The organism is Adhaeribacter aquaticus DSM 16391 (assembly GCF_000473365.1).
Classification (GTDB): Bacteria; Bacteroidota; Bacteroidia; order Cytophagales; family Hymenobacteraceae; genus Adhaeribacter; species Adhaeribacter aquaticus.
Genome location: NZ_KI421517.1, coordinates 1,879,818 through 1,905,067, shown reverse-complemented (window position 1 = coordinate 1,905,067; position 25,250 = coordinate 1,879,818). Strand labels below are relative to the sequence as shown.

20 protein-coding genes and 1 pseudogene are annotated in these 25,250 nt (G+C 42.3%); 8 read left to right on the top strand and 13 right to left on the bottom strand.

The features are described from left to right. Positions 1-168: 168 nt before the first annotated feature. The 6 genes from ADHAQ_RS0110520 to ADHAQ_RS0110495 all read left to right on the top strand — a co-directional run bounded on the left by ADHAQ_RS0110520 (position 169) and on the right by ADHAQ_RS0110495 (position 9,309). Positions 169-1,896: an IlvD/Edd family dehydratase gene (locus ADHAQ_RS0110520; RefSeq protein ID WP_026462899.1), complete on the top strand. Its 1,728-nt coding sequence runs from the start codon at positions 169-171 to the stop codon at positions 1,894-1,896. A gap of 179 nt (positions 1,897-2,075) precedes the next feature. Beyond that, positions 2,076-4,616: a DUF7133 domain-containing protein gene (locus ADHAQ_RS0110515; protein WP_026462898.1), complete on the top strand. Its 2,541-nt coding sequence runs from the start codon at positions 2,076-2,078 to the stop codon at positions 4,614-4,616. A 60-nt stretch (positions 4,617-4,676) separates the two neighbouring features. Next, on the top strand, positions 4,677-5,738 hold the full coding sequence (locus tag ADHAQ_RS0110510; RefSeq protein ID WP_026462897.1) for a sugar phosphate isomerase/epimerase family protein: 1,062 nt from the start codon (positions 4,677-4,679) through the stop codon (positions 5,736-5,738). A 27-nt stretch (positions 5,739-5,765) separates the two neighbouring features. Next, positions 5,766-6,551, top strand: coding sequence for an SDR family NAD(P)-dependent oxidoreductase (locus tag ADHAQ_RS0110505; protein WP_026462896.1), 786 nt, complete (start codon positions 5,766-5,768; stop codon positions 6,549-6,551). A gap of 90 nt (positions 6,552-6,641) precedes the next feature. Continuing rightward, positions 6,642-7,994 carry an MFS transporter gene (locus ADHAQ_RS0110500; protein ID WP_026462895.1) on the top strand — a complete coding sequence of 451 codons (1,353 nt, stop codon included), beginning with the start codon at positions 6,642-6,644 and terminating at the stop codon, positions 7,992-7,994. A gap of 451 nt (positions 7,995-8,445) precedes the next feature. Beyond that, positions 8,446-9,309: an LOG family protein gene (locus ADHAQ_RS0110495; RefSeq protein WP_084523810.1), complete on the top strand. Its 864-nt coding sequence runs from the start codon at positions 8,446-8,448 to the stop codon at positions 9,307-9,309. 169 nt (positions 9,310-9,478) lie between these two features. Here the strand turns inward: ADHAQ_RS0110495 and ADHAQ_RS0110490 are convergent, their stop codons facing one another. The 8 genes from ADHAQ_RS0110490 to allB all read right to left on the bottom strand — a co-directional run bounded on the left by ADHAQ_RS0110490 (position 9,479) and on the right by allB (position 14,960). Beyond that, entirely contained in the window at positions 9,479-9,952 is a 474-nt protein-coding gene (locus ADHAQ_RS0110490; RefSeq protein WP_026462893.1) for a nucleoside deaminase, read from the bottom strand. 145 nt (positions 9,953-10,097) lie between these two features. Then, positions 10,098-10,265, bottom strand: coding sequence for a DUF6986 family protein (locus tag ADHAQ_RS29030; RefSeq protein ID WP_425393693.1), 168 nt, complete (start codon positions 10,263-10,265; stop codon positions 10,098-10,100). Further along, entirely contained in the window at positions 10,229-10,561 is a 333-nt protein-coding gene (locus ADHAQ_RS0110480) for a DUF6986 family protein (protein ID WP_425393692.1), read from the bottom strand. Before ADHAQ_RS0110480 ends, ADHAQ_RS29030 begins: the two co-directional genes overlap by 37 nt. A 181-nt stretch (positions 10,562-10,742) precedes the next feature. Then, positions 10,743-11,081, bottom strand: a complete 339-nt coding sequence (gene uraH, locus ADHAQ_RS0110470) for a hydroxyisourate hydrolase (RefSeq protein WP_026462891.1) — start codon at positions 11,079-11,081, stop codon at positions 10,743-10,745. Next, positions 11,078-11,584 (bottom strand): 2-oxo-4-hydroxy-4-carboxy-5-ureidoimidazoline decarboxylase, encoded by a 507-nt coding sequence (gene uraD, locus ADHAQ_RS0110465; protein ID WP_026462890.1) that lies wholly within the window; start codon positions 11,582-11,584, stop codon positions 11,078-11,080. The genes uraH and uraD overlap by 4 nt, the downstream gene beginning before the upstream one ends. Before the next feature lie 5 nt (positions 11,585-11,589). Beyond that, positions 11,590-12,336: a (S)-ureidoglycine aminohydrolase gene (gene allE, locus ADHAQ_RS0110460; RefSeq protein WP_026462889.1), complete on the bottom strand. Its 747-nt coding sequence runs from the start codon at positions 12,334-12,336 to the stop codon at positions 11,590-11,592. Positions 12,337-12,382: 46 nt separating this feature from the next. Continuing rightward, a complete protein-coding gene (locus tag ADHAQ_RS0110455) occupies positions 12,383-13,621 on the bottom strand; it encodes an allantoate amidohydrolase (protein ID WP_026462888.1) in 1,239 nt (412 codons plus the stop codon). Between the two features lies 1 nt (position 13,622). Beyond that, positions 13,623-14,960, bottom strand: a complete 1,338-nt coding sequence (gene allB / locus ADHAQ_RS0110450; RefSeq protein ID WP_026462887.1) for an allantoinase AllB — start codon at positions 14,958-14,960, stop codon at positions 13,623-13,625. Positions 14,961-15,129: 169 nt separating this feature from the next. On the opposite strand from allB, the gene ADHAQ_RS28640 reads away from it, so the two are divergent. Beyond that, positions 15,130-16,452 carry a urate hydroxylase PuuD gene (locus ADHAQ_RS28640; RefSeq protein WP_245590596.1) on the top strand — a complete coding sequence of 441 codons (1,323 nt, stop codon included), beginning with the start codon at positions 15,130-15,132 and terminating at the stop codon, positions 16,450-16,452. A gap of 23 nt (positions 16,453-16,475) precedes the next feature. On the opposite strand, the pseudogene ADHAQ_RS28635 reads toward ADHAQ_RS28640, so the two are convergent. The 5 genes and pseudogenes from ADHAQ_RS28635 to ADHAQ_RS0110425 all read right to left on the bottom strand — a co-directional run. Then, a pseudogene (locus ADHAQ_RS28635) lies at positions 16,476-16,622 on the bottom strand (urease subunit gamma); the annotation flags it as partial. A 13-nt stretch (positions 16,623-16,635) separates the two neighbouring features. Then, positions 16,636-17,643, bottom strand: a complete 1,008-nt coding sequence (locus ADHAQ_RS25255; protein WP_051359842.1) for an XdhC family protein — start codon at positions 17,641-17,643, stop codon at positions 16,636-16,638. Further along, on the bottom strand, positions 17,609-19,915 hold the full coding sequence (locus tag ADHAQ_RS0110435) for a xanthine dehydrogenase molybdopterin binding subunit (RefSeq protein WP_026462885.1): 2,307 nt from the start codon (positions 19,913-19,915) through the stop codon (positions 17,609-17,611). The genes ADHAQ_RS25255 and ADHAQ_RS0110435 overlap by 35 nt, the downstream gene beginning before the upstream one ends. A 64-nt stretch (positions 19,916-19,979) precedes the next feature. Next, on the bottom strand, positions 19,980-21,392 hold the full coding sequence (locus ADHAQ_RS0110430) for an FAD binding domain-containing protein (protein ID WP_026462884.1): 1,413 nt from the start codon (positions 21,390-21,392) through the stop codon (positions 19,980-19,982). A 463-nt stretch (positions 21,393-21,855) separates the two neighbouring features. After that, positions 21,856-22,794, bottom strand: a complete 939-nt coding sequence (locus tag ADHAQ_RS0110425) for a nucleoside hydrolase (protein WP_026462883.1) — start codon at positions 22,792-22,794, stop codon at positions 21,856-21,858. 139 nt (positions 22,795-22,933) lie between these two features. Here ADHAQ_RS0110425 and ADHAQ_RS25250 point away from each other — a divergent pair, with 139 nt between their 5' ends. Continuing rightward, on the top strand, positions 22,934-25,201 hold the full coding sequence (locus tag ADHAQ_RS25250) for a hypothetical protein (RefSeq protein WP_051359841.1): 2,268 nt from the start codon (positions 22,934-22,936) through the stop codon (positions 25,199-25,201). Positions 25,202-25,250: the final 49 nt, after the last annotated feature.

The following is a 25,250-nucleotide window of genomic DNA, read 5'->3' as shown; positions in this document are numbered from 1 at the left end:
TTTATCTTACAGGTTAAAGGCATTATTGTAAATGAGCATTTAAGAATGAGGAAAGCGTGGTAAAGTACAATTACCTGTATTCTTGGGTTAGTTATGCATACTGTGCCTGGAAGGTATGTAGAGAAAGACGATGGATTGATAATAACTATGAAATTACAAGTTTAACCAATGGACGAAAAAGACAAATTAAGAAGTAAACAATGGTTTGGGCGTACTGGCAAAGATGGTTTTCTTTACCGGTCGTGGATGAAGAAACAAGGAATTCCAGCAAGAGATTTAACCGATAAACCTGTAATAGGTATTTGTAATACCTGGTCAGAATTAACCCCTTGTAATTCCCATTTCCGGGAGTTGGCAGAATTTGTAAAACGTGGCATTATTGAGGCCGGAGGTTTACCGGTAGAGTTCCCGGTAATGTCTTTAGGCGAAACGCTTATTAAACCTACGGCTATGCTTTACCGCAACCTGGCCAGTATGGATGTGGAAGAGTCCATCCGGGCTAATCCGCTTGATGGGGTGGTATTGTTATGTGGTTGTGATAAAACAACTCCTTCTCTGGTAATGGGTGCCTGTAGTGTAGATATACCTACCATTGTGGTTTCCGGCGGACCTATGCTAACAGGTAGGTACCGGGGCCGCAGCATTAGTACCAGCGATATCTGGCGGTTTAGTGATGAATACCGGACCGGAACTATGGATGATATGGAAATGACTATTGCCGAAGCCGGTATGTGTCGGAGCGATGGCCATTGTGCGGTAATGGGTACAGCTTCTACTATGGCTTGTATGGTAGAATCATTAGGTATTTCCCTGCCACAGAATGCTGCCATTCCGGCCCCGGATGCTGCCCGTAAAATCATAGCACAAATGTCGGGAATTGAGATTGTGAAAATGGTGAAGGAGGACCGTAAACTTTCTCAGGTACTTACCCGCGAAGCTTTTGAAAATGCTATCCGGGTAAATGCAGCAGTGGGCGGTTCCACCAATTTTGTAATTCATTTGTTAGCTATTGCCGGACGTATTGGCGTGGAGCTGGATATTTCAGATTTCGATAAGTATTCAGAGGGTATTCCATTGCTAACCAACCTGCAACCTTCTGGTAAATATTTCATGGAAGACCTTTATTACGCGGGTGGTTTGCCAGCTGTAATCCGGGAATTGTTGCCCCACCTGCACCAGGATTGTGTTTCAGTAAATGGCAAAACCATGCGCGAGAACTATGAGGATGCTCTTTGTTATAACCGGGAAATAGTTTCGCCGCTGGATACTCCATTTAATGAGTTGTCCGGTATTGTAGTATTAAAAGGTAATATCTGTGAGAACGGTGCGATCTTAAAACCATCGGCCGCCACGCCAGGTTTGTTGCAGCATACCGGAAGAGCAGTGGTGTTTGAAGATATTGATGATTACAAACATAAAATAGATGATCCGGACCTGGAGGTAGATGAAACCAGCATTCTGGTATTAAAGAATGTTGGCTTAAAAGGTTATCCCGGAATGCCGGAAGTAGGCAATATGGGTATCCCGGCTAAATTATTGGCCAAAGGAGTTACAGATATGATTCGTATTTCGGACGGCCGTATGAGTGGTACCGGTTTTGGCACCGTTGTGCTGCACGTTTCTCCGGAAGCCGCAGTGGGTGGTACATTAGGCGTTATTGAAAACGGTGATACCATTACCCTTGATGTTCCTAACCGGGTACTGCATTTGCACTTGTCGGATGAGGAAATAGCAGCCCGTAAAGAACAACGGAAAACCCTGCCGCCTAATTTTACCGAAGTGCCAAGAGGCTATGTACATATGTTTCAGAAACACGTACAGCAGCCGCATTTGGGAGCCGATCTAGACTTTTTAGTAGGTGGCTCTGGAAGTGAAGTAACCCGCGATTCGCATTAATTAATACAGTGGTCTGAATAGGTTTTTTTTAAAAGCTTATTCAGACCTTTTTTATTCTTAGGCAGCTTGTTTGTAACAGCACCCTCTGCCTCTATTTAGATTCCCGCTTACCCTTTAAAAATAAACAAGATTTTGAGTACCTGATATAATAGTAAATTATTAGCTTAATCGTGTAAACAATGCTAAAACGCGTTTATCAAATTGGTCTGATTGGAGGAAGTTTATTAAGTCTTTTGGCCTTTGTGAACTTTGAAGACCCTTCCCCCGAAAAATCGCCGGCCGAAGAATTAGCCACCTTTCAGTTAGAACCCGGTTTAAAAATCCAGTTGGTGGCTTCGGAGCCTATGGTGCAGGACCCGGTAGTTATGAATTTTGATGCTGATGGAAGACTTTGGGTGGTGGAGATGCGAGGGTTCATGCCGGATATTGAAGGAAAAGGCGAAAAAGAACCGGTAGGTCGGATTTCGGTGCTGGAAGATAAAAACGGCGATGGCACAATGGACGCGAGTACTGTTTACCTGGGTGGGCTGGTAATGCCCCGGGCATTGGCACTAATTCCGGGTGGAGCTCTGGTAGTAGAAAACCAGGCTTTGTGGTTAACGCAAGATTCTAATAACGATTTAAAAGCCGATTCTAAAATACTGATTGACAAAGATTACGCTGGTAGTGCTTTGCCCGAACATTCTGGAAACGGTTTGTGGCGGGGCATGGACAACTGGTATTACAATGCCAAATCGAAGCTGCGGTACCGGCTGAATGATAGCAAATGGGAACGGGACAGCACCGAATTTCGGGGTCAATGGGGCATTAGCCACGATGATGAAGGGCGCTTATTTTATAATTACAACTGGTCGCAGTTGCACGCCGATTTAGTGCCGGCCAACTACCTTTCCCGCAATAAAAATCATACTCCCACCACTGGTATTGATCATGGCTTAACCATTGATAGAAGAATTTACCCTATCCGTTCAAACCCGGCTGTAAATCGAGGCTACATACCCGGTACTTTGGATAAGGATGGAAAATTATTAGAATTCACTGCGGCTTGTTCTCCGTTTGTTTACCGGGGCACTGCCTTGCCAAAAGAATTTTACGGCAATGCTTTTGTATGCGAGCCTTCCGGTAATTTGGTGAAACGGAACGTGGTAGAGGATAAGGGCTTAATCTTAACAGCTCATGATCCGCACCCGGGCAAAGAGTTCCTGGCTTCTACCGACGAGCGATTCCGGCCGGTTTCTTTCGCCACTGGTCCGGACGGAACCTTGTATTTAGCCGATATGTACCGCGGATTAATTCAGCACGGCGCTTATGTAACCCCTTATTTAAAAGAACAAACCCTTAAACGAAACTTAGTATTACCAGTAAACCGGGGCCGGATCTGGCGCATTGTACCGCAAAACTGGAAACCAACTAAACCTAAAAAGTTAAGTAATGCTTCTGCAAAGGAATTAGTAGGCTATTTATCTAGCCCCGATGGTTGGTACCGGGATATGGCACAACGGTTATTAGTAGAGCGCAACGACAAAACCGTAAGTAAAGACCTGGCGGGGGTAGCTTTAAAAGGTAAAAACCAATACGGCCGTTTTCAGGCACTTTGGACTATGGATGGATTAAAAGTCAGTGACGCTAATTTGCTGCTAGGCTTAGTGTCAGATCCGAATCCATTAGTAAAAACTACTGCTTTACGCATTTTGGAGCCCATTGCTAAGAAGGATGCCCAGGTTAGAAGTAAATTAGAACAAAAGCTGCTGAAAGAATGGGCCAATGCCCCGATTGAGCAAGCTATGCAAATTGCTTTTACCGCCAATATTCTAAATCCTAATATATCGCACCAGTTATTAGCTGGTATAGCCGAGAAATATGCCGATAAGCCTTTAATGCGGGATGCGGTAATGAGTAGCTTACAAGGCCGGGAGTTTGCTTTCTTACAAACGTTATGGAAGTCTCCGAACTGGCAAGTTCAACAACCGGCTAAAGAAATATTCCTGGAAATGCTTACTACCTCTATTGTCCGGAAAAGAGATGCCAATGAGTTAAGTTCTTTATTGGCCATGCTGGACTCGAACAAAGGGGCATTAGGCTGGCGCGAAAAGACCGTATTAACCGGAATAGCAATACAGGGAAATAACGCTAAAATGAAACCCATTAAGTTGGCCGCGGCTCCTGCTATTTTAACTCAGGCTGATGGCAAAATGGATACTAACCGGTTAAGTACCTTAAATGCAATGTTTGAATGGCCAGGTCATGCCGCGGTAGCTACCAGTACGGTTAAGAAAAGTGTTTTGAGCGACGAAGACCAGAAATTATTTGCTTCCGGCCGGCAATTATACCTTACTACCTGTTCTGGTTGCCACGGCACGGATGGGGGAGGATTAAATCGGTTTGCGCCGCCATTAGCCGGTTCTGATTGGGTTAACGGGGATGAAAAGCGCCTCGCTTTAATTGTATTACATGGTTTGGAAGGCCCGATTGAAGTAAGTGGTAAATTGTATAATGCACCCGAAATATTACCGGTAATGCCAGCGCATTCTACCATGGATGATGGTTCACTTACGGCCATATTAACCTATATCCGCAACGAGTGGGGTAACAATGCCGGAGCCATGAACCGGCGAACTGTTGGTTCTACGAGGGTAAGTAACCAAGGACGTGTTATGCCCTGGAAGGCCCAAGAATTAAATGAATATATCCTAAAAGCTCAAGCCAATACAGCTAAATAGCCTTAAACTACCACAACTTTTACATTTCTGAATTCACCACCACCATAATTAAATAACCTAATGGACAGACGAGATTTTATTCAAAGAGCTTCATTGGGGGCGCTGGCGCTCTCTTTTCCTTCTATATCTGCAATATCCGGCTTTTCAAAAGAATCAGCAATGGGTATTGTTGTGCATTCTTACGGCTTCCGCTGGAATTCTAAAGTAGATAGCAAGACCTACCAGGGTTTTGCCAATGCCCTGGATATGCTGGACCATTGCAATAAAATTGGAGCAGGCGGCATACAGGTTGTTGTAAATAAATGGACGCCTGATTTCGCCAAAAAGGTAAGGACGCGAAAAGATAAACTAGGTATGTATGTGGAGGGATCTGTGGGTGCGCCTAAAAATGAAAGTGATTTGGCCCGTTTTGAACAGGATGTTAAAAGTGCTAAGGAAGCAGGTATGCAGGTTTTGCGTTCGGTAGTATCAAGCGGCCGACGTTATGAAACCTACCATTCTGTACAGGCTTTTCAGGATTTAAAGAAAAATGCCCTGGCTTCTATGCAATTAGCGGAACCAATCCTGAGTAAATATAAGATGAAATTTGGTCTGGAAAACCATAAAGACTGGCGGGCAGATGAACAAGCCGCTATGCTAAAGCAAATCGGCAGCGAATGGATTGGTGCTACCATTGATTTTGGCAACAGTATCTCTTTATTGGAAGACCCTTTTGAGGTGGTGCAAACCTTAGCTCCTTATGCTTTTAGTACCCACATTAAAGACATGGCAGTGGAAGAATACGAGGATGGTTTCCTGCTATCAGAAGTACCACTTGGTAAAGGTATTCTGGATTTAGGTAAAATGGTAGAAGTATGTAAAAAGCACAATCCAGCCATAACCTTTAACCTGGAAATGATTACCCGCGATCCCTTAAAAATTCCTTGTTTAAAAGAAGAATATTGGGAAACTTTTGACGAAATGAAAGCAAAAGATCTGGCTCGCACCCTGCGCATGGTGCGGCAACATAAAACTACTTTGCCCCGGGTAGCTCAATTAAGTCCGGAAGGTAAACTGGAAGCCGAAGAAAATAATATATTAGCCAGCCTGAACTACAGTAAAAGCAATTTAAGACTTACATAAAACAAATTCGATTAGCCCTAACCCATTATGAGTAAAGAAGTACTACCCGGAATTAAACAATTCGATTTAACAGGAAAAGCAGCCATTATTACGGGCGGCTCCAAAGGTCTAGGTTTAGCAATGGCCGCTGGTTTAGCCTCGGCGGGCGCCAATATAATGTTGGTAAACCGAAATGCCGAAGAAGGCGCGGATGCTGCAGCCGAAATTAGCCAGAGCTATGGTGTTAAAGCTGTTTCTTTTGCGGCAGATATTGCTAATCCGGAGCAAGCTGAAGCCATGGCCCAGGCAGCTATGGAAGCTTTCGGTAAAATTGATATTTTAATTAACAGTGCCGGTATCAACATCCGGGGATCTATTGAAGAAGTTTCTTTAGAAGACTTCAATAAAGTAATGGAGGTAAATGTTACCGGTACCTGGCTTTGCTGCAAAGCAGTAACGCCTTACATGAAACAAAATGGCCGGGGTAGTATCATTAACCTGGCCAGTACCTTGGGGTTGGTAGGGTTGGCTAACCGCACACCTTATACCTCTAGTAAAGGCGCTGTTGTACAAATGACCCGGGCTTTGGGTTTAGAGTTAGCACCTTTTAATATTACCGTAAATGCTATTTGCCCAGGGCCATTTTTAACTGAAATGAACATGCCCATTGCAGATACCGAAGAAGGTAAAAAGTTTATTGTAGGTGCTACCGCTTTGGGTCGCTGGGGTGAAATACGGGAAATACAAGGAGCTGCTATTTTTCTGGCGAGCGAGGCAGCTTCTTATATGGTTGGCTCCATGCTAACCGTAGACGGCGGCTGGACGGCGAGGTAAACTGATTTTCTAAAGAGTATCTGCTTAAGCTATACTCGTACTGTTTTTGCTTTTATTTTCTAGCATCATTACCCAAACCAAATTTTTAACATGGAACAAATTAGTGTTAAAAACAAGAAAACCCGGGCACGTTTCGGGGTACTAGCTCTCTTGTTTATAAATGTAATGATCAATTACCTGGACCGAACCAATCTTTCGGTGGCTGCAGCCAGTTTAAGTAAGGATTTAGATTTGTCTCCGGTGCAAATGGGATTAATATTTTCAGCGTTTGGTTGGTCATATGCCTTTTTGCAAGTACCAGGTGGACTACTTGCGGATAAAATTGCTCCCCGGGTATTGTATGCCTTTTGTTTAATAACCTGGTCTTTGTCTACTGTTTTTCAGGGCGCAGCCCGGGGATTTGCCAGTCTTTTTGCCTTGCGGATGGCTACGGGAGTTTTCGAAGCACCTTCTTACCCAATAAATAACCGGGTGGTGACGAGTTGGTTCCCTAACCACGAAAGAGCATCGGCCATTGCCATGTATGTGTCTGGTCAGTTTATTGGGTTAGCTTTTTTTACACCAATTCTGGTAATGATTCAGGTAAGTTTTGGCTGGAAAGGGTTGTTCTTGATTACAGGATTAGTTGGTTTAGTGTGGGGGGTAGTGTGGTATTTTTTATATCGGGATCCGTTAGACCATAAAAATGTAAACCAGGATGAGCTTAAATATATTGAAGAAGGTGGCGGCTTAATAAGTGGGGAAAAAACAAGCGCTGATAAAAAAGCTTCCTGGAGCTGGATTAATCTAAAACAAGTTTTAACCAAACGTAATCTTTGGGGAATTTACATAGGTCAGTTTGCCGTAAATGCTACCCTGTATTTTTTCCTGACCTGGTTTCCTACTTATTTAGTACAATACCGGCACATGGATTTTATAAAAACAGGATATCTGGCTTCTATTCCTTTTCTGGCGGCTTGTGCAGGTTTATTGCTATCCGGTTTTATTTCGGATAATTTAGTTAAAAAAGGAAAATCAGTAGGAATGGCCCGTAAAACACCTATTATTTTGGGCTTGCTTATATCAGTAAGTATTGTGGGAGCTAATTATAGTAATACCCCTGCGGCCATTATATTCTTCATGGCTTTAGCTTTTTTTGGAGCGGGTATGGCTTTAATTTCCTGGGTGTTTGTTTCTATTTTATCGCCCAAACATTTAATTGGTTTAACGGGAGGCGTATTTAACTTTGCCGGTAGTTTGGCGGGTATTGTGGTGCCAATAGTTATTGGTTATCTCGCCAAAGACGGCGACTTTGAGCCTGCTCTTTTATTTATTGGAGCCATCGGATTTATTGGTGCGCTTTCTTATGCTTTCCTGGTTGGTAAAATAGACCAGGTGCCGGTAAGTAATGAAGAAAAATTGGCCGAAATAACTCCCACTAAATTGGTTCCAGAAATGGAATAAAATAGGAGCGGGATTGAATAGGTCTCTTATTTCATTTTTCAATTTTCTGGCAAATAAGATAAAGCGGGTAGTTCTGGATTCCATAAAATCCAGAACTACCCGCTTTATCTTTTCTATTCCTCTTGGTTATTTTGCATAAAGAATAGGGGTAGGCTTTGCTATCTTTTGCGGGTAATCCATCATTTACGAATCTGTGTTTATATTCAGTAAGCAGGGGGGTAGGTATCGCGGAGTGAACTTCTTGCCGTTAGTTTCTCCCAATATCTCGGCAGTACCACAATCAAGAATGGCTACCTTAGGTTCGGCGCTAACTAACTCTCTGCTGCATTAGATGATGTTTGGAGGGTATCTATTAGGTATTCGGTATATTTTTATTTAAACTAGGACATAAATACATTTACCAAAAAGGGAGAAGGTAGCTGCTCCCTTTTTATATGAAAAGATTTTGAAGATGGGAAAAATAAGCAAAGAAAGTAAGACCAAATTACACGATGAAACGCTGAACATAGGTAGTGGCCAAACTATTTACAAGCCAGATGTAAACGAAAATAAAGCTACTTCCATTACTGATTTGCGGGCAAACGGACAATCGGTAGCACCGCCGGCATCCGAAGAAGAAATTAAAATTAGAAAGGCTTTTGTAGATAAAGACTGGAATGAAATAAAAATTGCGGACTCTTGGCAGATATTTAAAGTAATGTCGGAGTTTGTGGAAGGGTTTGAAAAGTTAGCTAAAGTTGGCCCTTGTGTTTCTATTTTTGGTTCGGCTCGTACCAAACCCGATAGTCCTTATTATAAAACAGCTGAGGAAATTGCGGCTAAATTAGTACGGCATGGCTACGGCGTAATTACTGGTGGTGGGCCGGGTATCATGGAAGCCGGTAATAAAGGCGCGCACTCCGAAGGAGGAAGGTCAGTTGGGTTAAATATCCGCCTGCCTTTTGAGAAGTTTCACAACATTTATGTAGATCCGGATAAACTTATAAGTTTTGATTACTTCTTTATCCGGAAGGTAATGCTGGTAAAATATGCCCAGGGGTTTGTGGTGATGCCCGGAGGCTTTGGTACGCTAGATGAATTATTTGAAGCACTTACTCTTATTCAAACGAAGAAGATTGGCGCTTTTCCGATAGTTGTAGTAGGACGTTCCTATTGGGAAGGTTTATTTAAATGGATAGAAGAGGTCATGCTTAATGTAGAGCATAACATTAATGCCATCGATATGAAGTTAATTCATATTGTAGATGATGCTACCGAAGCTGTAAAAATTATTGATGATTTTTACAGTAAATATTTGTTGTCGCCTAACTTTTAATTACACAGTTCAAAAACAAAAAGGCAGACTTTTAAGAAAGTCTGCCTTTTTGTTTTGTAGTTCTATAAAAGGAATGCTTGGCCCTGAGCCTGGACAATTAATTTTATTTCAATTTATTCAGGATAACCTTAAGCATAGGCAATAGTTACTGCATAATTACATAAAAGGCTTAATAAGCCATTTTTTCTGTATTGGAACTCCATTTTTGAAAAGCCACAATTGCTTCTTCAGGAAGAAGTTGTTCCATGTTAATAGTTCGTTCTGTTAAAGGCTTGTCTATTTCATCATAAATAAATTGGTCGTCGAAACCAACTACGGCCGCATCCTTTTTGGTATTACCATAATAAACCTTTTTAAACCGGGCCCAATAAATAGCACCTAAGCACATGGGGCAGGGTTCACAGCTGGTGAAGAGCTCGCAATCATCTAACTGAAAAGTTTGCAGCGAAGCACAGGCCTTTCGGATAGCATCCACTTCGGCGTGCGCAGTCGGATCATTAGAGGAAGTAACGTTATTAAAGCCCCGGGCAATGATTTCACCGTTTCGTACGACCACGGCTCCAAATGGGCCGCCAAATCCCGCCTGCATTTTTTCAATGGAAAGCTTTATTGCTTCCCGCATATAATATTCCTTTTCTTCCATTTTATTTATTCCTCCTTTCAGGAACCTGTTTTTACTTATAAAGTTGCTGTTTCTTATCCTGAAGTCTTTTTATAAAGGCTTAATTTATCTGGTTAATGCCAGCCCTTTTTAAGAATAACTTAAAAACTATATTACTTTGGCTTGTTTACTTGATTTTACGACACCCTTCCAAAATGCGATAGAAAGAACGGCTTCGGATTTCTTCTAAGGTTAAACCGGTAGCTAAAGCTTCTTTTTCTGTAATGGCGCCGCAGTTCATAGCTTTTAAGAAAAAGTTTAATAAACCTTGTCCGGTAGCGGCATCGTCAAAAATTTTGTTATAAACCGCATAAGATAACCAGTTACTTCTTTCCTGCGCTCTTCCTCCGGCATGCCAGCCAGCTTTTCTGTAAGCGCCAGTATATCTTTTTCCAGGTGGGGGAGGTACTGGTATCCTTCTAGCTGTAGTACCTGAGCAAGCTCTACAAAATTGGGGGCGTAGGTTTTTAATCTATGTAAGACAGCCTCACCCATTTTTACACATGTGTCGGATTTAAATAAATTAGCTCCTCCGTAAACCGGATGAACTGGCTGGCGCTCTGGTTTATCGCCGGGATATTTTGTTGGAATTTTAAATTTGCTTCCCCGAGGATAGAAAGCAAATTTTCTTTCTCTAATTCTTGTATACTAAGCTTCATAAGGTATTTTTAATGTTCAGGTACCTGCTTCTAAATAGTTTTAGGAAGGAGTTTCAAGCTCTTGTTGAAGTACGGAATTGCTAAATGAAATCATGGCGGAGGGTGAAATATTTTTAAGAGCCTCTGTAGGTAGAGTAACCAAAAGGATTTAGGAGTAGAGGGATATGGTAATGTTCGGTAGAATTAACTTCAAAAATAATTTCTACTAACGGATAGAAAGTAGCAATGGCCTCCTGATCAAAATATTCCTTTGTTAAAAAGGTCATTTTATAAATACCTAAATCTAACGTAGTTTCTTTGTTCAAAAGATCAGGAATACGACCATCTAAATTAGTAACACCGCGCGTTAATTCAATCCAGGCTGTATTTGCCTGCTTGGCTAAAATAATGGTTACTCCTGGAGCGGGTTTGCCTTTGGTAGTATCTAAAATATGTGTGGTTATCTGGCTCATCCGGCTAAAAGTTTCTCTAGTCTTAGTTGGGTTATTTTACCTTGTTCTCCCATAGCAATTTTTATTTCTTCGGCCGGAGAATTAGGCAACCTGGATCTTAAAATCGCAAGCATTTCTTCTGCTGATTTTCCGGTAGCACAAACAATAAAAATAAAGCCGAATTTTTCTTCGTAAGCCTGGTTGCCTTTTGCTATCTCCTGCAATATTGTTTCGGAAGTGTGGTTTACCGAGGCTTGTTCGCCGGCTGCCCACTGGCTTGTACTGGCAAATTTTTCCTTTATAGCATTTAGATCTCCTATTTTGGGGTGGTACTGAAAAGCTTCCAGCCAATCTTTTTCCGACAGGTTATTCCAGATTACTTCAGCATTTAGGAACAATTGTTCTTTATAATTTATAGGAAAAGCGGCACTCATTTGTTCTACCCATGCGGTTGCCCCACAGCATTTGCTAAGAACTTCCTTTAAGGTAGCTTTGTCCAGATTGTTTAATTGGGCTAAGGTCATAGGGCTTATATTTTGGTTGGAAAACGATTTATGTTTTTGTAGTAGATATAAACTGCCGGTTCTTTGCCCATAGCCGTAAACCATTGCTGGCAGTAAGGTGCCATCCAGATTGAATCTCCTTTTTTTATCGGGTACCAATGGTGGTCTAACATGTAAATGCCCTGGCCTTGTAAATAAAGCAAGCCATGTTCCATGATATGCGTTTCTACCATGGGTAAATGGCCGCCCGAGTCGTAAGTAAAAATGTTCACGGCCATATCGAAAGATAAAGTATCGGGCAATAAAACCTGTAGACGCAAAGCCGGATCTCCTAAATATTCTGGTCCCGGAACATCGGTAGCATCTCCAAATAAAGTTTCCGGTACATCATAGCCTTTCAGTTTTTCATAAACTTTATGAAAAGTGAGAATTTGCGTGCCTTCTTCTATACCCTCAAACACATAATCTTTACCAATAGGAACGTAAACAAACTGTCCGGTTTTTAGCTCTTGGGTAGTGCTGCTTATGGTTGCCTTGCTTTTACCTGTTACCACATAAAAAAATATTTGGGAGGCTTTGGTGCTGCCGGTAAGGGTACAACCTTCTTTAGCCGTAATCAGGGTTTGGCAAAGGTTAGCGCCCATTTGCTCATTAATGATAACATTGACGGTACAATTTGTCCAGCCAGGTACATTGCTGTTAATATAGCCATCCGGACTAATAACCGCATAATTACTTTTTACTACTGAGCGGGTTAAGGCTGATATTTCCATTAGTTTTTTGGGCTTTTAGAACTTGTAAAATTGTTTTAAGGTGCCTCTACTTTTGTTGCTGAATAAGTTGCTGCAAAAAAATGTCGGCAACATGAATGCTGGCCGCTATGTCTTTTAATTCTACATCTTCTAAAGGATTATGGCTAATGCCTTTAAAGCAACGCACAAACAACATGGTGGCTGGCGAGATTTTGGAAATTGGAACAGCATCGTGCCCGGCACCACTCACCAGTTGGATTACAGTATAACCGGCTCGTTCAATGGAAGCATTCAATAGGTTGTTTAACGAAACATCACAAGTAACCGGATTTGTATTTTGTACCTGGTGCCAATCCATTAGTACATTGCGCTTCTGGCAAATATCCCGGCACATATTTTTAATGGCAATATTAGCTGAGAACAACATAGCTTCGTCGGCACTCCGTAAATCGAGGGTGCAGGTAACTAAGCCGGGAATTACATTACTAGCCGAATTCGGAATATGTAGTTTACCAACGGTGGCAACTATCTCTTTTTTATGTTTATTGGCATATTTTTCTACACTTATAATAAATTCTGCTGCGCAACACAAGGCATCCTGGCGCATATCCATGGGTACCGTACCAGCATGACCGGCAACTCCTTTAAACATAACCTCTATCCGGTTTTGCCCGGCAATAGCCGTAACCAAAGCTACCGGTATATTGCGTTCGTATAAAACCGGACCTTGCTCTATGTGTATCTCAAAATAACCCAGCCAATCATCGGGTTTGATAGCATCCTCACATAATTTGTCCGGGTTGCCGCCCATGGAAATTATTACTTCTTGCAAGGAGATTCCACTCGCATCTTTTGTTTTTAAGTTATTTTTATCAAAAGATCCGGCTACTACCTTACTGCCTAAGTAGGTAGAATGAAAACGAACACCTTCTTCATCGCAGAAGGCAATTAGTTCAATGTTGAATGGCAGTTTGTTTTTATCGATCTGGCTAACCATTTCCAGACCCATTACAATACCTAAAGGGCCATCAAATTTTCCGGCATTGGCAACCGAATCTAAATGGGAGCCAATTACAAAGGTTTTGGCTTCCGGATTAGAACAGGTTAATTTGCCGCGTACATTGCCAATATTGTCGATGTAGGTGTCCAGGCCTGCCGCTTCCATCCAATTTTTGATTTGCTGACTGGCTTTTATAAACGCTTCGGACCCATAGGTGCGGGTTATAGCTCCGCTTTGCTCACTTATTGTTGCTAATTCGTTTATTTGCTTTAATAGTTTTTCTGCTCTTTTTAAGTACTGCCGCATCTTACCTCCCTACAATTACTTTACCGTTATTTAGCTTTTTAAAAGCTCCGTTATCAAAAACCAGCTCACCGTTTAAGTAAGTCTGCTCAATTACCCCAAATAATTCTTCGCCTGTATAAGGAGAAACCTTATGTTTATGGTAGATAGTATCTGCAGTAGGTATAAATTTTTTTTCGGGGTCCAGAACAATTAAATCTGCCACATAGCCTTTGGCAATTTTTCCTTTCCTGTTCTCCTGCCCAATTAATTTAGCGGGGTTCTCCGAAAGCCATGTTACTATCTTCTCTAAACCAATATTCTTTTTTCTGGCTGCTGTCCACAAAACAGGTAAAGCCAGCTGCAAAGAAGCAATGCCGCCCCAGGCAGTGGTTAAGTCTCCCGAATCCAATTTTTTTAAGTCCGGAGGAGCAGGGGAATGATCCGTCACTACAAAATCAATAATTCCATCTTGTAGTGCTTGCCAAAGCAAATCGTTATTGGCTTTTTCCCTGATAGGTGGCGCACATTTGTATTGGGTTTGGCCATCCGGAATTATCTCGGCATTAAAATATAAGTAATGTTGGGCGGTTTCTACGGTTAAAGGCAGCCCTTTGGCTTTGGCTTGGGCAATAGGCTCTATGGAGTTGGCGGAAGATAAATGAACGATGTGCGTGCGACAATTAAATTCTTCGCACAACCGGATCATTAAGGCAATGGCATTGTCTTCCCATTCTTTGGGGCGGGAAGCCAGGTAATTCTGGTACGATTGCTTCTCTTTTTGTTTCCAGGAATCGTTTTCCTTGCTTAATTCGCAATGCACCAGAAGCGGTAAATTATGTTTGGCCAAAATAGGCATGGCTTTTCGTAAGTCAGCCTCCGTCGCATTTGGAAAATCATCAATCCCCGAATGGGTTAAAAAAGCTTTGAATCCTAAAACGCCTTTATTAATTAGACCTTCAATATCCTTTTCGTTGCCTGGTATAATGCCTCCCCAGAAGCCGCAGTTAGTGTGTAGTTGATGCTGAGTGGCAGTTAGCTTTTCTTCAAAAGCTTTTACTGTGGTAGTTACCGGAGTTGAGTTCAGGGGCATATCTACCAAAGTAGTTAAACCTCCTGCAATGGCTGCTTTGGTTGCTGTGTCAAAACCTTCCCAATCGGTGCGGCCCGGCTCATTTATATGTACATGCGGATCTATTAGGCCGGGAAGTAATACCTTATTTCCTGTATCTATCACAGCACAAGTAACTTCTGTGTGAAGAGGCGCTAAATCCGCAATAGTTCTGTCCTTTATCAGAACTAATGCTTCTTTCAGGCCTTCAGGTGTAAGGGTGTGTTTACTTCGCAGTGCTAAATCAAACATGAATTTTTGTTAATAAAAAATATGCTTCATTAGTAAAAATAGAAGAATTATTTATTTAACTTAAAGAAACCTTAATTTTTTTTGATTTTTTAAAAAATTTATGCCTGCGCTGCTGACTTATTTTGTTTTACTGCTGGTATTAATACTAATAACTGGAGTAACTTATTTTTTGCAGAGATTTATTAATAGCCTTCCTCCTGTAGAAGCTAACGAAGAAAAGGTAAGTGTACTGCAAGGCGTGGTGTATACCTTCATGGTTTTAACAGTTATTTATATTCTAACTACGTCTTATTTTTTTATTGCCGGTACGCCCTGGGAAAGCCACCTCATGGAATGGCTTAATATTGTGGTACGACTCATGCACATCACGTTTGGCATTGCTTGGATTGGCGCGTCGTTTTATTTTGTTTTCCTGGAAAATGCTCTGAACCGCACCGACAATATACGTGATGAACTGGCCGGAAATTTATGGGCCGTGCACGGCGGCGGCTTCTACTACCTCGAGAAATATAAAGTAGCGCCTAAAGAAATTCCCAGACAATTGCACTGGTTTAAATACGAAGCTTATTTTACCTGGCTTACTGGTTTCAGTTTGCTGTTTGTGGTGTATTATTTTAATGCAAATGCGCTACTCATAAATAAAAATTTACTGGATATTAGTCCGCTGACGGGTATATTGATTGGAGTAGGTTCTTTTGTAGTGGCCTGGGTTATTTACCATTTTCTGTGCCGGACCTCAATTATTCAGAAAGGTATTTGGTTTGCATTGCTGGGCGTAATTTTTTGTACCGCTTTTGCCTGGTTTTATACACAGGTTTTTACCGGGCGTGCGGCTTATATTCATTTTGGAGCCATGCTGGGTTCCCTTATGGTGGGCAACGTATTCTTCATTATTATCCCTGCCCAAAAAGCCATGGTAAAAGCCGCTAAACAAGGAGTGCCAGTAAATGCCGCTCTAGGTAAACACGCTGGTTTGCGGTCGTTACACAACAACTATTTTACTTTGCCGGTTTTGTTTGTAATGGTGAGTAATCACTTCCCAACTACCTTTAGTAACGATTACCCGTGGGCTGTCTTAGTTGCTATTTCGCTGGGTACGGCGGGTATTAAGCATTGGCTTAACCTGCGGGAGAAGCATGTTGCTACTACCTGGGTATTGCCCATTGCGGTGCTTGTTTTATTAGCCGTGGCTTTTGTAACCGCGCCGCAGAAAACCCAAACCGGTACCTGCCAAACCGAAGTAAGCATGCAGCAGGTAAACCAGGTTGTTCAGGCCCGGTGTTTTAGTTGTCATTCTCCTAAACCAACGGATGATGTGTTTAAAGTGGCACCCAATGGTGTGATGCTTGACACGCCGGAAAATATTGCCAACCTGAAAGATAAAATTATGCAGCGGGTAGTGATTACCAAAACTATGCCCCAGAACAATAAGACCAACATGACCCAGGAAGAACGTGATTTAATCCGGTGTTGGATTGAGCAGGGTGAATAAGAAGGTCTTACCGCTACTGATTTTGCGTCACGGGCGGTTTCCTGTAATTTGCTGCTGATTAATGCTATTGATTCTGGATAGTTCAATTTCACTCCCTGGGTTTTGCGTTTTTGACCTAGTTCGCCGGCCAGAAATAATAACTTTTCCGTTTCTCCTGGGGGCAGGTGCATAAAGGGTAAACTTTCAAAAATGGTTGGCGGTTAAGTTAATCGGTTGTTCTTTTAAGTGCTGGTTTTTTACCTGAATTATTTGGGCAGCAATGCTGATGGCAATTTCTTCCGGCGTTTGGCTGTTAATAGGTAAGCCTATTGGGGCATAAACTTGGCTTAATTTTTCAGCCGGAATTCCTTCCTCCTGATAATCAGCAAACATTTTTCTGATCTTGTTCTGGCTACCCAACAGACCCAAATATTTGAATTGTTTATGAATTAAAGCCCGGAATGCTAAATCGTCGGTGCGGTACCCAAAGGTCATAATAACCACATAATGGTTTTCGCCGGAAGAGATTAAATCTGCTAAATCTTCGTAGCTTTTTACTATAATTTTCTTCTGGGCAAACGTATTTTTCTGGAAAGTATTCAATTCCGGTCGGTCATCAAACAGGTGAATGTAAAAATCCATACTGCTCATAAGTTTGGTAAAGGCCATAGCACAATGTCCGCTCCCAATAAGGTAGAGGCGGTTTTTGTACCCGAGTTTTTCTTCGTAAAGCCATTCTGTTTCAGATGTAAAATTGTAGGTAAAATCTTTTGCCGGAAGCTCCTTTTGGGAAAAGCTTAAACCAATAGGTGATAACCGAAAGAGGCCGTTCTCTTCCAGTTCCAAGCAATTTATTATGTGATGAATGGTATTTAAGTCCTGTGGTTTTACCTGGTACAACAAAATGGTTTGTTCGCCGGAGCAAATCATGCCGCTCTGGTCTTTTGGAGCTGTTTTGTTATGAACTTGTTTTCTTACTAAAATTTCATCTTTCGCATACTTTAGTTTGTCTTTGGCCATTTCTACGAACTTATGTTCCATAATGCCGCCGCCAATGGAACCTTGCATTTGGCCCAGCGCATTTACGGCCATACAGAAACCTTGCCGGCCCGGACTGCTACCTGTGCTTTCCAGAACATACAGCAGCATTACCGGTACATCCTTGGCCAGGCTCTTGCTAACTAATCGCCATATTTCTAACTGCCTGTTCATGCTTCTCTTTTAGTTTAGCTACTTCTTCGGAATAAAGCGCCAGTAAAACTTTCTCGGGTGTCATGGGGGCATCAAACGGAATCTGGGTTGCCGGATTAAAGGCTTTAATGGCGTTACGCAAAGCAAAATACGTTCCGATGCCATACATTAAAGGCGGTTCACCTACGGCTTTAGACCGAAAAATAGCTAAGTTATCAGTTTGCGTTTGCAGAAACTCAATGGTAATTTCTTTGGGTGCCGAGTAAATATCCGGTATTTTATAAGTTGATAAAGCATTAGAGCGTAAACGGCCAGCCTTATCAAAAACAATTTCTTCCATCGTCATCCAGCCAATGCCTTGTACCAGGCCGCCTTCTATCTGGCCTTTGTCTATGGCTGGGTTCATACTGGTACCAAAATCGTGGACCAATTTGACCGCATCTACTTCGTAAATACCACGCAGGCAGTCTACGGTTACTTCCGTAATGGCAGTGCCGTACACGTGGTAAGCAAACGGATGGCCTTTTTCTTTTAATTTATCAAAATAGATTTCCGGCGTAGCATAATGGGCGTGTTCTGATAAATTGATGCGTCTTAAGAAAGCCGCCAAAATTAGTCGTTTCCAATCCCATTCGGTTCTTTCGCCATCCAGGTACACGTATTCATTTTTCAACGCTACGTTGCTTGCTTCAGTATGTAATTCTTCGGCCACAAAATTTAGCAGGCGCTCCGCAATGGCCGTGCAGGCCAGGTAAACAGCTTTCCCGTTTAAATCGGCGGTGGCGCTGGCGGCAGAAGGGGAGGTGTTTGCAATGCGGGTGGTATTGGTAGTTAACAACCGGATTTTTTCCTGGGCAATAGAAAATACCTGAGCCGCTACCTGCAACATTTTGGTATTTACTCCCTGACCCATTTCAATAGCGCCGGTACTTACGTTTACGCTACCATCGGTATACACATGTACCAGGGCCCGGGCCTGGTTCATAGAAGTATTGGTAAAAGATATGCCAAAGCAAATTGGCATTACCGATACGCCTTTTTTCAGGAATTTATTACTGGTGTTGAAAGCTGTGGCCTTTTCCCGGATGGCTTCCAGATTATATAATTCTTCGGCTTTGTTCCAGCAGGCATGCGCTTCGCTTACTGCTAGTTGGCCATACGGGAACTCATCACCGGTTTTGTTCAGATTAACTTTTTGAATGATACTTGCATCTAGGCCTAGACTATCAGCGGCTTTGGTAATAGCCGCTTCCATTACGAACATAGCCTGGGGGCCACCAAACCCCCGGAAGGCTGTGTTAGGTGGCAAGTGCGTGCGGCAACTATAAGCTCTGGCCCGGACATTGGGAATAAAATAGGTGTTGGTGCAGTGAAATAACGTGCGCTCCAGAATAGCCGGCGATAAATCGGCTGCGGCCCCGGCGTTCTGGTAAAAAGTAACCTCGTAAGCAATTATCTTTAAATTTTCATCCAATCCAATTTTAAAGTCAGAAGAATAAGGGTGTCGCTTGCCGGTCATGGCCATGTCGTCCATGCGGTGCAGCGAATATTTTACGGGTTTCTTTAGGCTGTAAGCAGCCAGTGCGCACATGGCACCCCAGGCATTGGCTTGGTCTTCTTTGCCGCCAAAGCCACCGCCTAAACGGGTAACATCTACTTCAATAAAATGCATAGGTACGCCAATAATGCGGCAAGCAGCCTGTTGGGTAGCGCGCGGACTTTGCGTTGAAGAGTGTAGTTTCAGACCATTATTTTCCTGGGGGATAGCATAAGCGCCCTGGGTTTCAATGTATAGATGTTCCTGCCCGTTGGTGTCGGCGGTGCCTTCAAATATATGGGTACAAGCCTGCCAGATATTATCTACATCGCCTAAAATAAAGGTGCGCGGTGGTACAATTAATGCGCCCTGCGCCTGTGCAATCCGGGGATCGGTAATTACGGGTAATGGATCTATTTCAACTTTAATTTTTTTTACCGCTGCCCGGGCTTCTTCGTTTGATTCGGCTACCACAAAGGCAATGGGCATGCCGCAAAAATCTACCTCCTGTTCGGCTAATAAAGGTTCATCTTGTATAATGCCGCCAATTTGGTTTTCGCCGGGAATGTCCTGGTAAGTAAATATTTTAACCACGCCGGGCATTTGTTCGGCCTCCGAAATATCCAGTTTGGTAATGTGGCCATGGGCTATTGGGGATGGAAAGGCCGCTCCAAATAAGGTGCCTTGCAGCAAAGGAATATCATCCAGGTAAACTGACTCTCCTCTCGTATGCGTTCTGGAATCTATATTCTTCATAAACGGAAATCTAATACATTATTTTCCTTAAATACCTAATTTGTATTAAGCGCCTTAAAGAAGATTATGTGTCTGTTAATTCCAGCTCAAACTGGGGTGCCAGAATCAGGAAATGGGTTTTGATTAGTTGGTTTAACAGCAGCCTTTTGTAGGTTTCGGAACCGCGGGCATCGCTGATAGGTGAAATTTCAGATTGTGCTATTTCCAGCGCTTCTGTTAATATCTGGTCGGTTACCAATCGGCCGGTTAAATAGGTTGATGTTTTTTCCAGGTACATTGGAATTGGGCTTACACCACCCGCTGAAATCCGGATGCGCTGAATTATGTCGGCTTGTAAAGAAATGCCCATTGCCGAGTTTACACTGGCAATATCTAAATGGGTGCGCTTGCTTACCTTTTCAAAATTAAATTTCCAGTTCCGATCCGGCAGCTCAAACCAGATTTTCTCTATGTATTCTTCCGGCTTTTTATCTAATTGTTTATAGCCTTTGTATAAATCGCGCAGCCGGATTTGCCGGGAGTTTATGCCATCTGTTAATATTATTTTAGCTCTCAAAGCGATTAGCATTACCGTAAAATCCCCAATAGGGGAGGCATTGATAATATTTCCGGCAATGGTGGCCATGTTCCGAATTGGGGTAGACGATACTAAACGGAAATAATTTAGAAAACTAGGGAAGTGCTCCTGAATAATGCTGGAATCTTTTAAATCAGTAACCGTTACGGCACCCCCGATTATACATTTGTTATCTTCTAGGTAAAGCTGGTTTAGTTCAGGCAGATTATATAAAAGCCTGGCTTCCGTTTTTTGCATCTGATCGTGCTTTTGAACATACAGGTCGGTGCCGCCACCTAAAAACGGATAGGTTTCGGGGTTTATGGTTATAGTTGATTTCTTACCCAGGGCCAGTTCCTGTAATCGTTCCTTTATCGAGGTAAAATATTCCGGCAATATCTTATGCTTAGCTAAAAAAGTAGCGGGTTCTTCGGCGCCCCGGTTTTGTAAAAGCTGGCTTATCTTGGCAGCTGCACGCGCAATAGATTTATAACCGGTACAACGGCAAATATTGCCATCAATGGCAGCAATGGCATTTTGCTCGGTAGGCTCTTTGGTGCTTAGGCAGAACCCGGCCAGTGATACCACAAAACCTGGTGTGCAGAAACCACATTGAGTAGCTGATTCCTCTATCATGGCCTGCTGAATCGGATTTAAATCATCCATATTCAGCCCTTCAACCGTAACTACGTGCTTGCCGGCTACATTGCCAATAGGAGTCAGGCAGGAGGTAAAGGACCGATATTGAAGTTCATTATTTTTTAATTCGCCAACTAACACTGTACAAGCACCACAGTCTCCCTCCCGGCAACCAATTTTGGTTCCGGTTAGGTTTTTCTGATACCGGATAAAGTCCAGAAGCAAAAATGTTTCTGGTTTATCAGTTGCTACTATTTTAGTATTGAGAATAAAATTGACCACTCTTAGAAAGTATTTTAGTTGAAATTAGCAATACCTTGTTAAAAGTAAACGATATATTACTTAAAAATGTAAAAATATAGTTGGGTGCCTTTAAAATTAATGCCCAATATTTAAATTATTGTATAATCTTTTTTAAAAGCCAAAAAAAACATGTGATATAAACCTGTGTTTAAATTAATTGTTTCAATGGTGGATTTGGATGTAACTTAAAGTAATTAGATAATATAAAAGGTACGAAATTATTTTAATTGTTGCTTGAGAAAGTTGAAAGCAAGGTTAGGTCGCTCCATTTTGATAATGTCTACACCTTCCTGAGTAAAGATTTAGTACCCTTGGCTGTACCACTATATTTTAGTGGGGCAGGGTGAAAATCTATCTTTTTATATATTAAAAAAGAAAGGTTTTTTACCTCATAGTAAAATAAGTATTAATGTTTATTAAAATAGAAAAGGTAGAAGAAAGCTTAATTAGCTTTTTGGGCAAGCTCAGTTATGTAATCAAAAAATGCCTGCGAATCTACGTTATACACTAAATTTACCGGTCGGCCCGCATCCGTTAGAGCAGTTCGGCCCATGCTGGGTGCTTGGGTATGCACGATGCATTTTACTGCTTTAGTTTTTACCAAGTCTGGCTTTCCGACAAAAGCTGTGGTTAACACATCCCATAAGTAATACGTGCTGTTGGTCGCAAAATGCACCAACGGCAAACAAGCCGCATAGCAGTTACCCAGGAAATCTACCCCAATATGGCGGCGTAATGAGGCCCATCGGTTTCTGATTTCAATGGTTAGTGGTACTTGGTTGGTGCTTTCTAAGGCAACTAAATCTATGGGTATTTTGCTGGCCCAAACCCGGGCAGCGACTTCCGGGTCCCAGAAAACATTCCATTCAGCAGTGCCGTCATGTTCTGGTTCATGCACGTTGCCATCGGGCAGGAAAGTGCCTCCCATCCATAAAAGTCGTTCAATTTTTTCTTCAATATCGGGTGCTTCATCCAAAGCCCGGGCTAAGTCGGTTAAAGGGCCAGTAAAAATCAAAGTAGTTTTCTCTTCTTGTGCGCTTACTTTCTGAATGAGGTGTTGGTGGGCGGGTAAGGAGCTAACCGGAGCTTCCATTTTTCCAGACTCGTTTAAAATGGGCAAAGCATCCACAAAAAAGGAATGCATACGCCACTCTTTCGGAAAAGGATTAATCCCCCGGGAATTAGACTTGGCCACTTCTACCGGGTACTGGCCAAACCGATCGATAATTTTGCGGCTGGCATTGGTGCCGGGTTCCAGATAGCCATCAGCCGGAATAACGCCCACCCCAATCAGTTCAATATTATCCATTAAAAGGAGCAGAAATAAAGATACTAAATCGTCAATACCGGCATCGTGGTTGAAATATACTTTTTTATTCATGGTTTTAAGTGATGTATCAGGTTCCGCTTAGCGAATAAATTTCGCCTTACTTTCAATCTAAGTAAGTTAAAATAATTCAGGTTAATTCCCCTCTTTCAAGGCTGTTTCGTTACCTTTAATAAATTAACCACCACCACTAATGAAATCAAAACGGTCGAAATTACGTCTGCTCGTAATTTGTTTATTATATATAAACTTGTTGGCCGCTCCGGTCTGGGCTCTGGCCGCTAATAAATCTGTTGTTATTTTATTTGATCAAGGTAACAAAACCTATGCTTTTACTGCCGCTCAAATGAAGCAAAGTCTGGAAAAAGCGGGTTATCAGGTCCAATTTGCAAACGTCAGCAATCTCCAAAAAAGCAATGCCCAGTTAAAGATAATTTTAACAGAAAAAATAAAGCCAGAAGCCAAGGGTTTTAACCTGCCGGCAGCTTCAGCTCAAGGATATGCTATTCGCCAGAAAGATAATTCTAATACCTGGTATATAATTGGAGCAGATAAAAGAGGAACGATGTACGGCGGATTGGATGTAGCCGAAACCATTCAATTACAGGGGCTAGCTGCTTTAACTAACCTGGAGAAAAAGCCATACCTGGAAAACCGGGGTATTAAATTTAATATTCCCCTGGATGCCCGTACCCCCAGTTACACGGATAATGGCGATGCAGGTCAGAAAAATATGGCTAACATGTGGGATATTAACTTCTGGCACGAGTTTTTGGATGAAATGGCCCGGGACCGGTTAAATGTACTTTCCCTTTGGAGCGAATCTCCCTTTCCTACTTTAGTTTCGGTTCCGGAATACCCCAATGCCAGTTTAGATGATGTAATGATATCTACGGTGAGGCCCAGGCCAGATGGATTAGGTAAAAATATGCTTTCGCCGGAAGTGCTGAATAACCTGGTTACTTTAAAAGCCATAAAACAGGCAGATAAAATTAAGTTTTGGCAGGAAGTAATGCAATATGCGCAGGACAGGGGCATTGATACTTATTTATTTACCTGGAACTTGTTTGTTTACGGTACCGAGAATTCCGGCTATGGTTTTACCGATAAGATTACTGATTCCAAAACTAAAGATTACATCCGGAAAGCTACTACGGCACTTATTAAAACGTATCCTTTATTAAAAGGCATTGGGCTTACAGCCGGCGAAAACATGAGCCGGGATGCCGCCAAAGACGAAGCTTTTCTTTACGAAACGTACGGCTTAGGCATAAACGATGCGTTAGCCACTGATCCCAAACGAACTTTTACCTTAATTCACCGCGGCCATTTTGCCAATGTAGATGCCATAAAAGCGGTGTTTGCTGGTTTGAATCCCAGATGCGAATTAAATTTTAGTTATAAATATTCGCAGGCTCACATGCATTCTTCGGTAAGGCCTGATTACATTCATAAAGACAAATTTGTAGAGCACATTGGCAATTCCCGGTTTTTCCTGACAGTACGCGACGACGATTATTACATGCTGCGGGGCGGGAGCGATCCGTCTTTTATTCGGGCGTATATGCAGAATATGCCCAATGCCGGAAAAAATTTGCGGGGCTTTTACATGGGGCCGGATGGCACTACCTGGGGTCGGGAATACATCAGCAAAGATCCGGATGCACCCAACCAGTTAGTTTTAAAGAAGCGATGGTATTTTTTTCAGTTAGTAGGTAAGCTGGCCTATGACCCAACTATACCGGATGAACACTTTGTCCAGGTTTTAAGGCAGCGTTTTCCAGAAGTTGATGCTAAAAAGCTGCACTCCGCCTGGGCAAAGGCATCACAAATTATTCCCAAAGTTAGCCGCTTCCATAATGGTGGCGCTAAAGGTACCCGCACCATGGATTTCCAGTGGTACCCGGAAGCAGTTTATCCTTTTGCCCAATACGCCACTATAAACGACTTGAATAGCTTTATAGCCGATGAACCAATGTTGAATGAAGGGTTGATTAGTATTCCGGCTTATGCAGAAGGTATTCTAAATAATAAACCAATTGCCGGTACTACGCCGGTGCAGGTAGCCCGACAGTTACAAGAGTTAGCATCTCAAGCTTTAAAAATAACTGAAAGCCTTCCAAGCCCAAATGATAAAGAACTACGCCAAACAATTGGTGATATCAAAGCTATGTCGTTTCTGGGCCTGCATTATGCTAATAAAATACTCGGCGCCACCAATAAACACTTAGCCGATAAAGTACCTGCTAAGGCGGAAAAACAAAAATATTGGGAAGCTGCCATCGCTGACTTGAAGGAAGCCGCCCAAAACTGGAAACTTTATGCTAACCAGATAAGCAGCCAGTACCAACCTTTTTATGCTGCCCGGCTGTACCAGACAATAGATATACCGGCTTTGCAAGTTGAAGTAGAGAATGATATTAAATTAGTGGAAAAAGCAGAAGTTAAATTCCAACCATAAAACAAAAAAGCTCAATATTCCCGTTGTAGCCATAACCCGAAGAAAATCA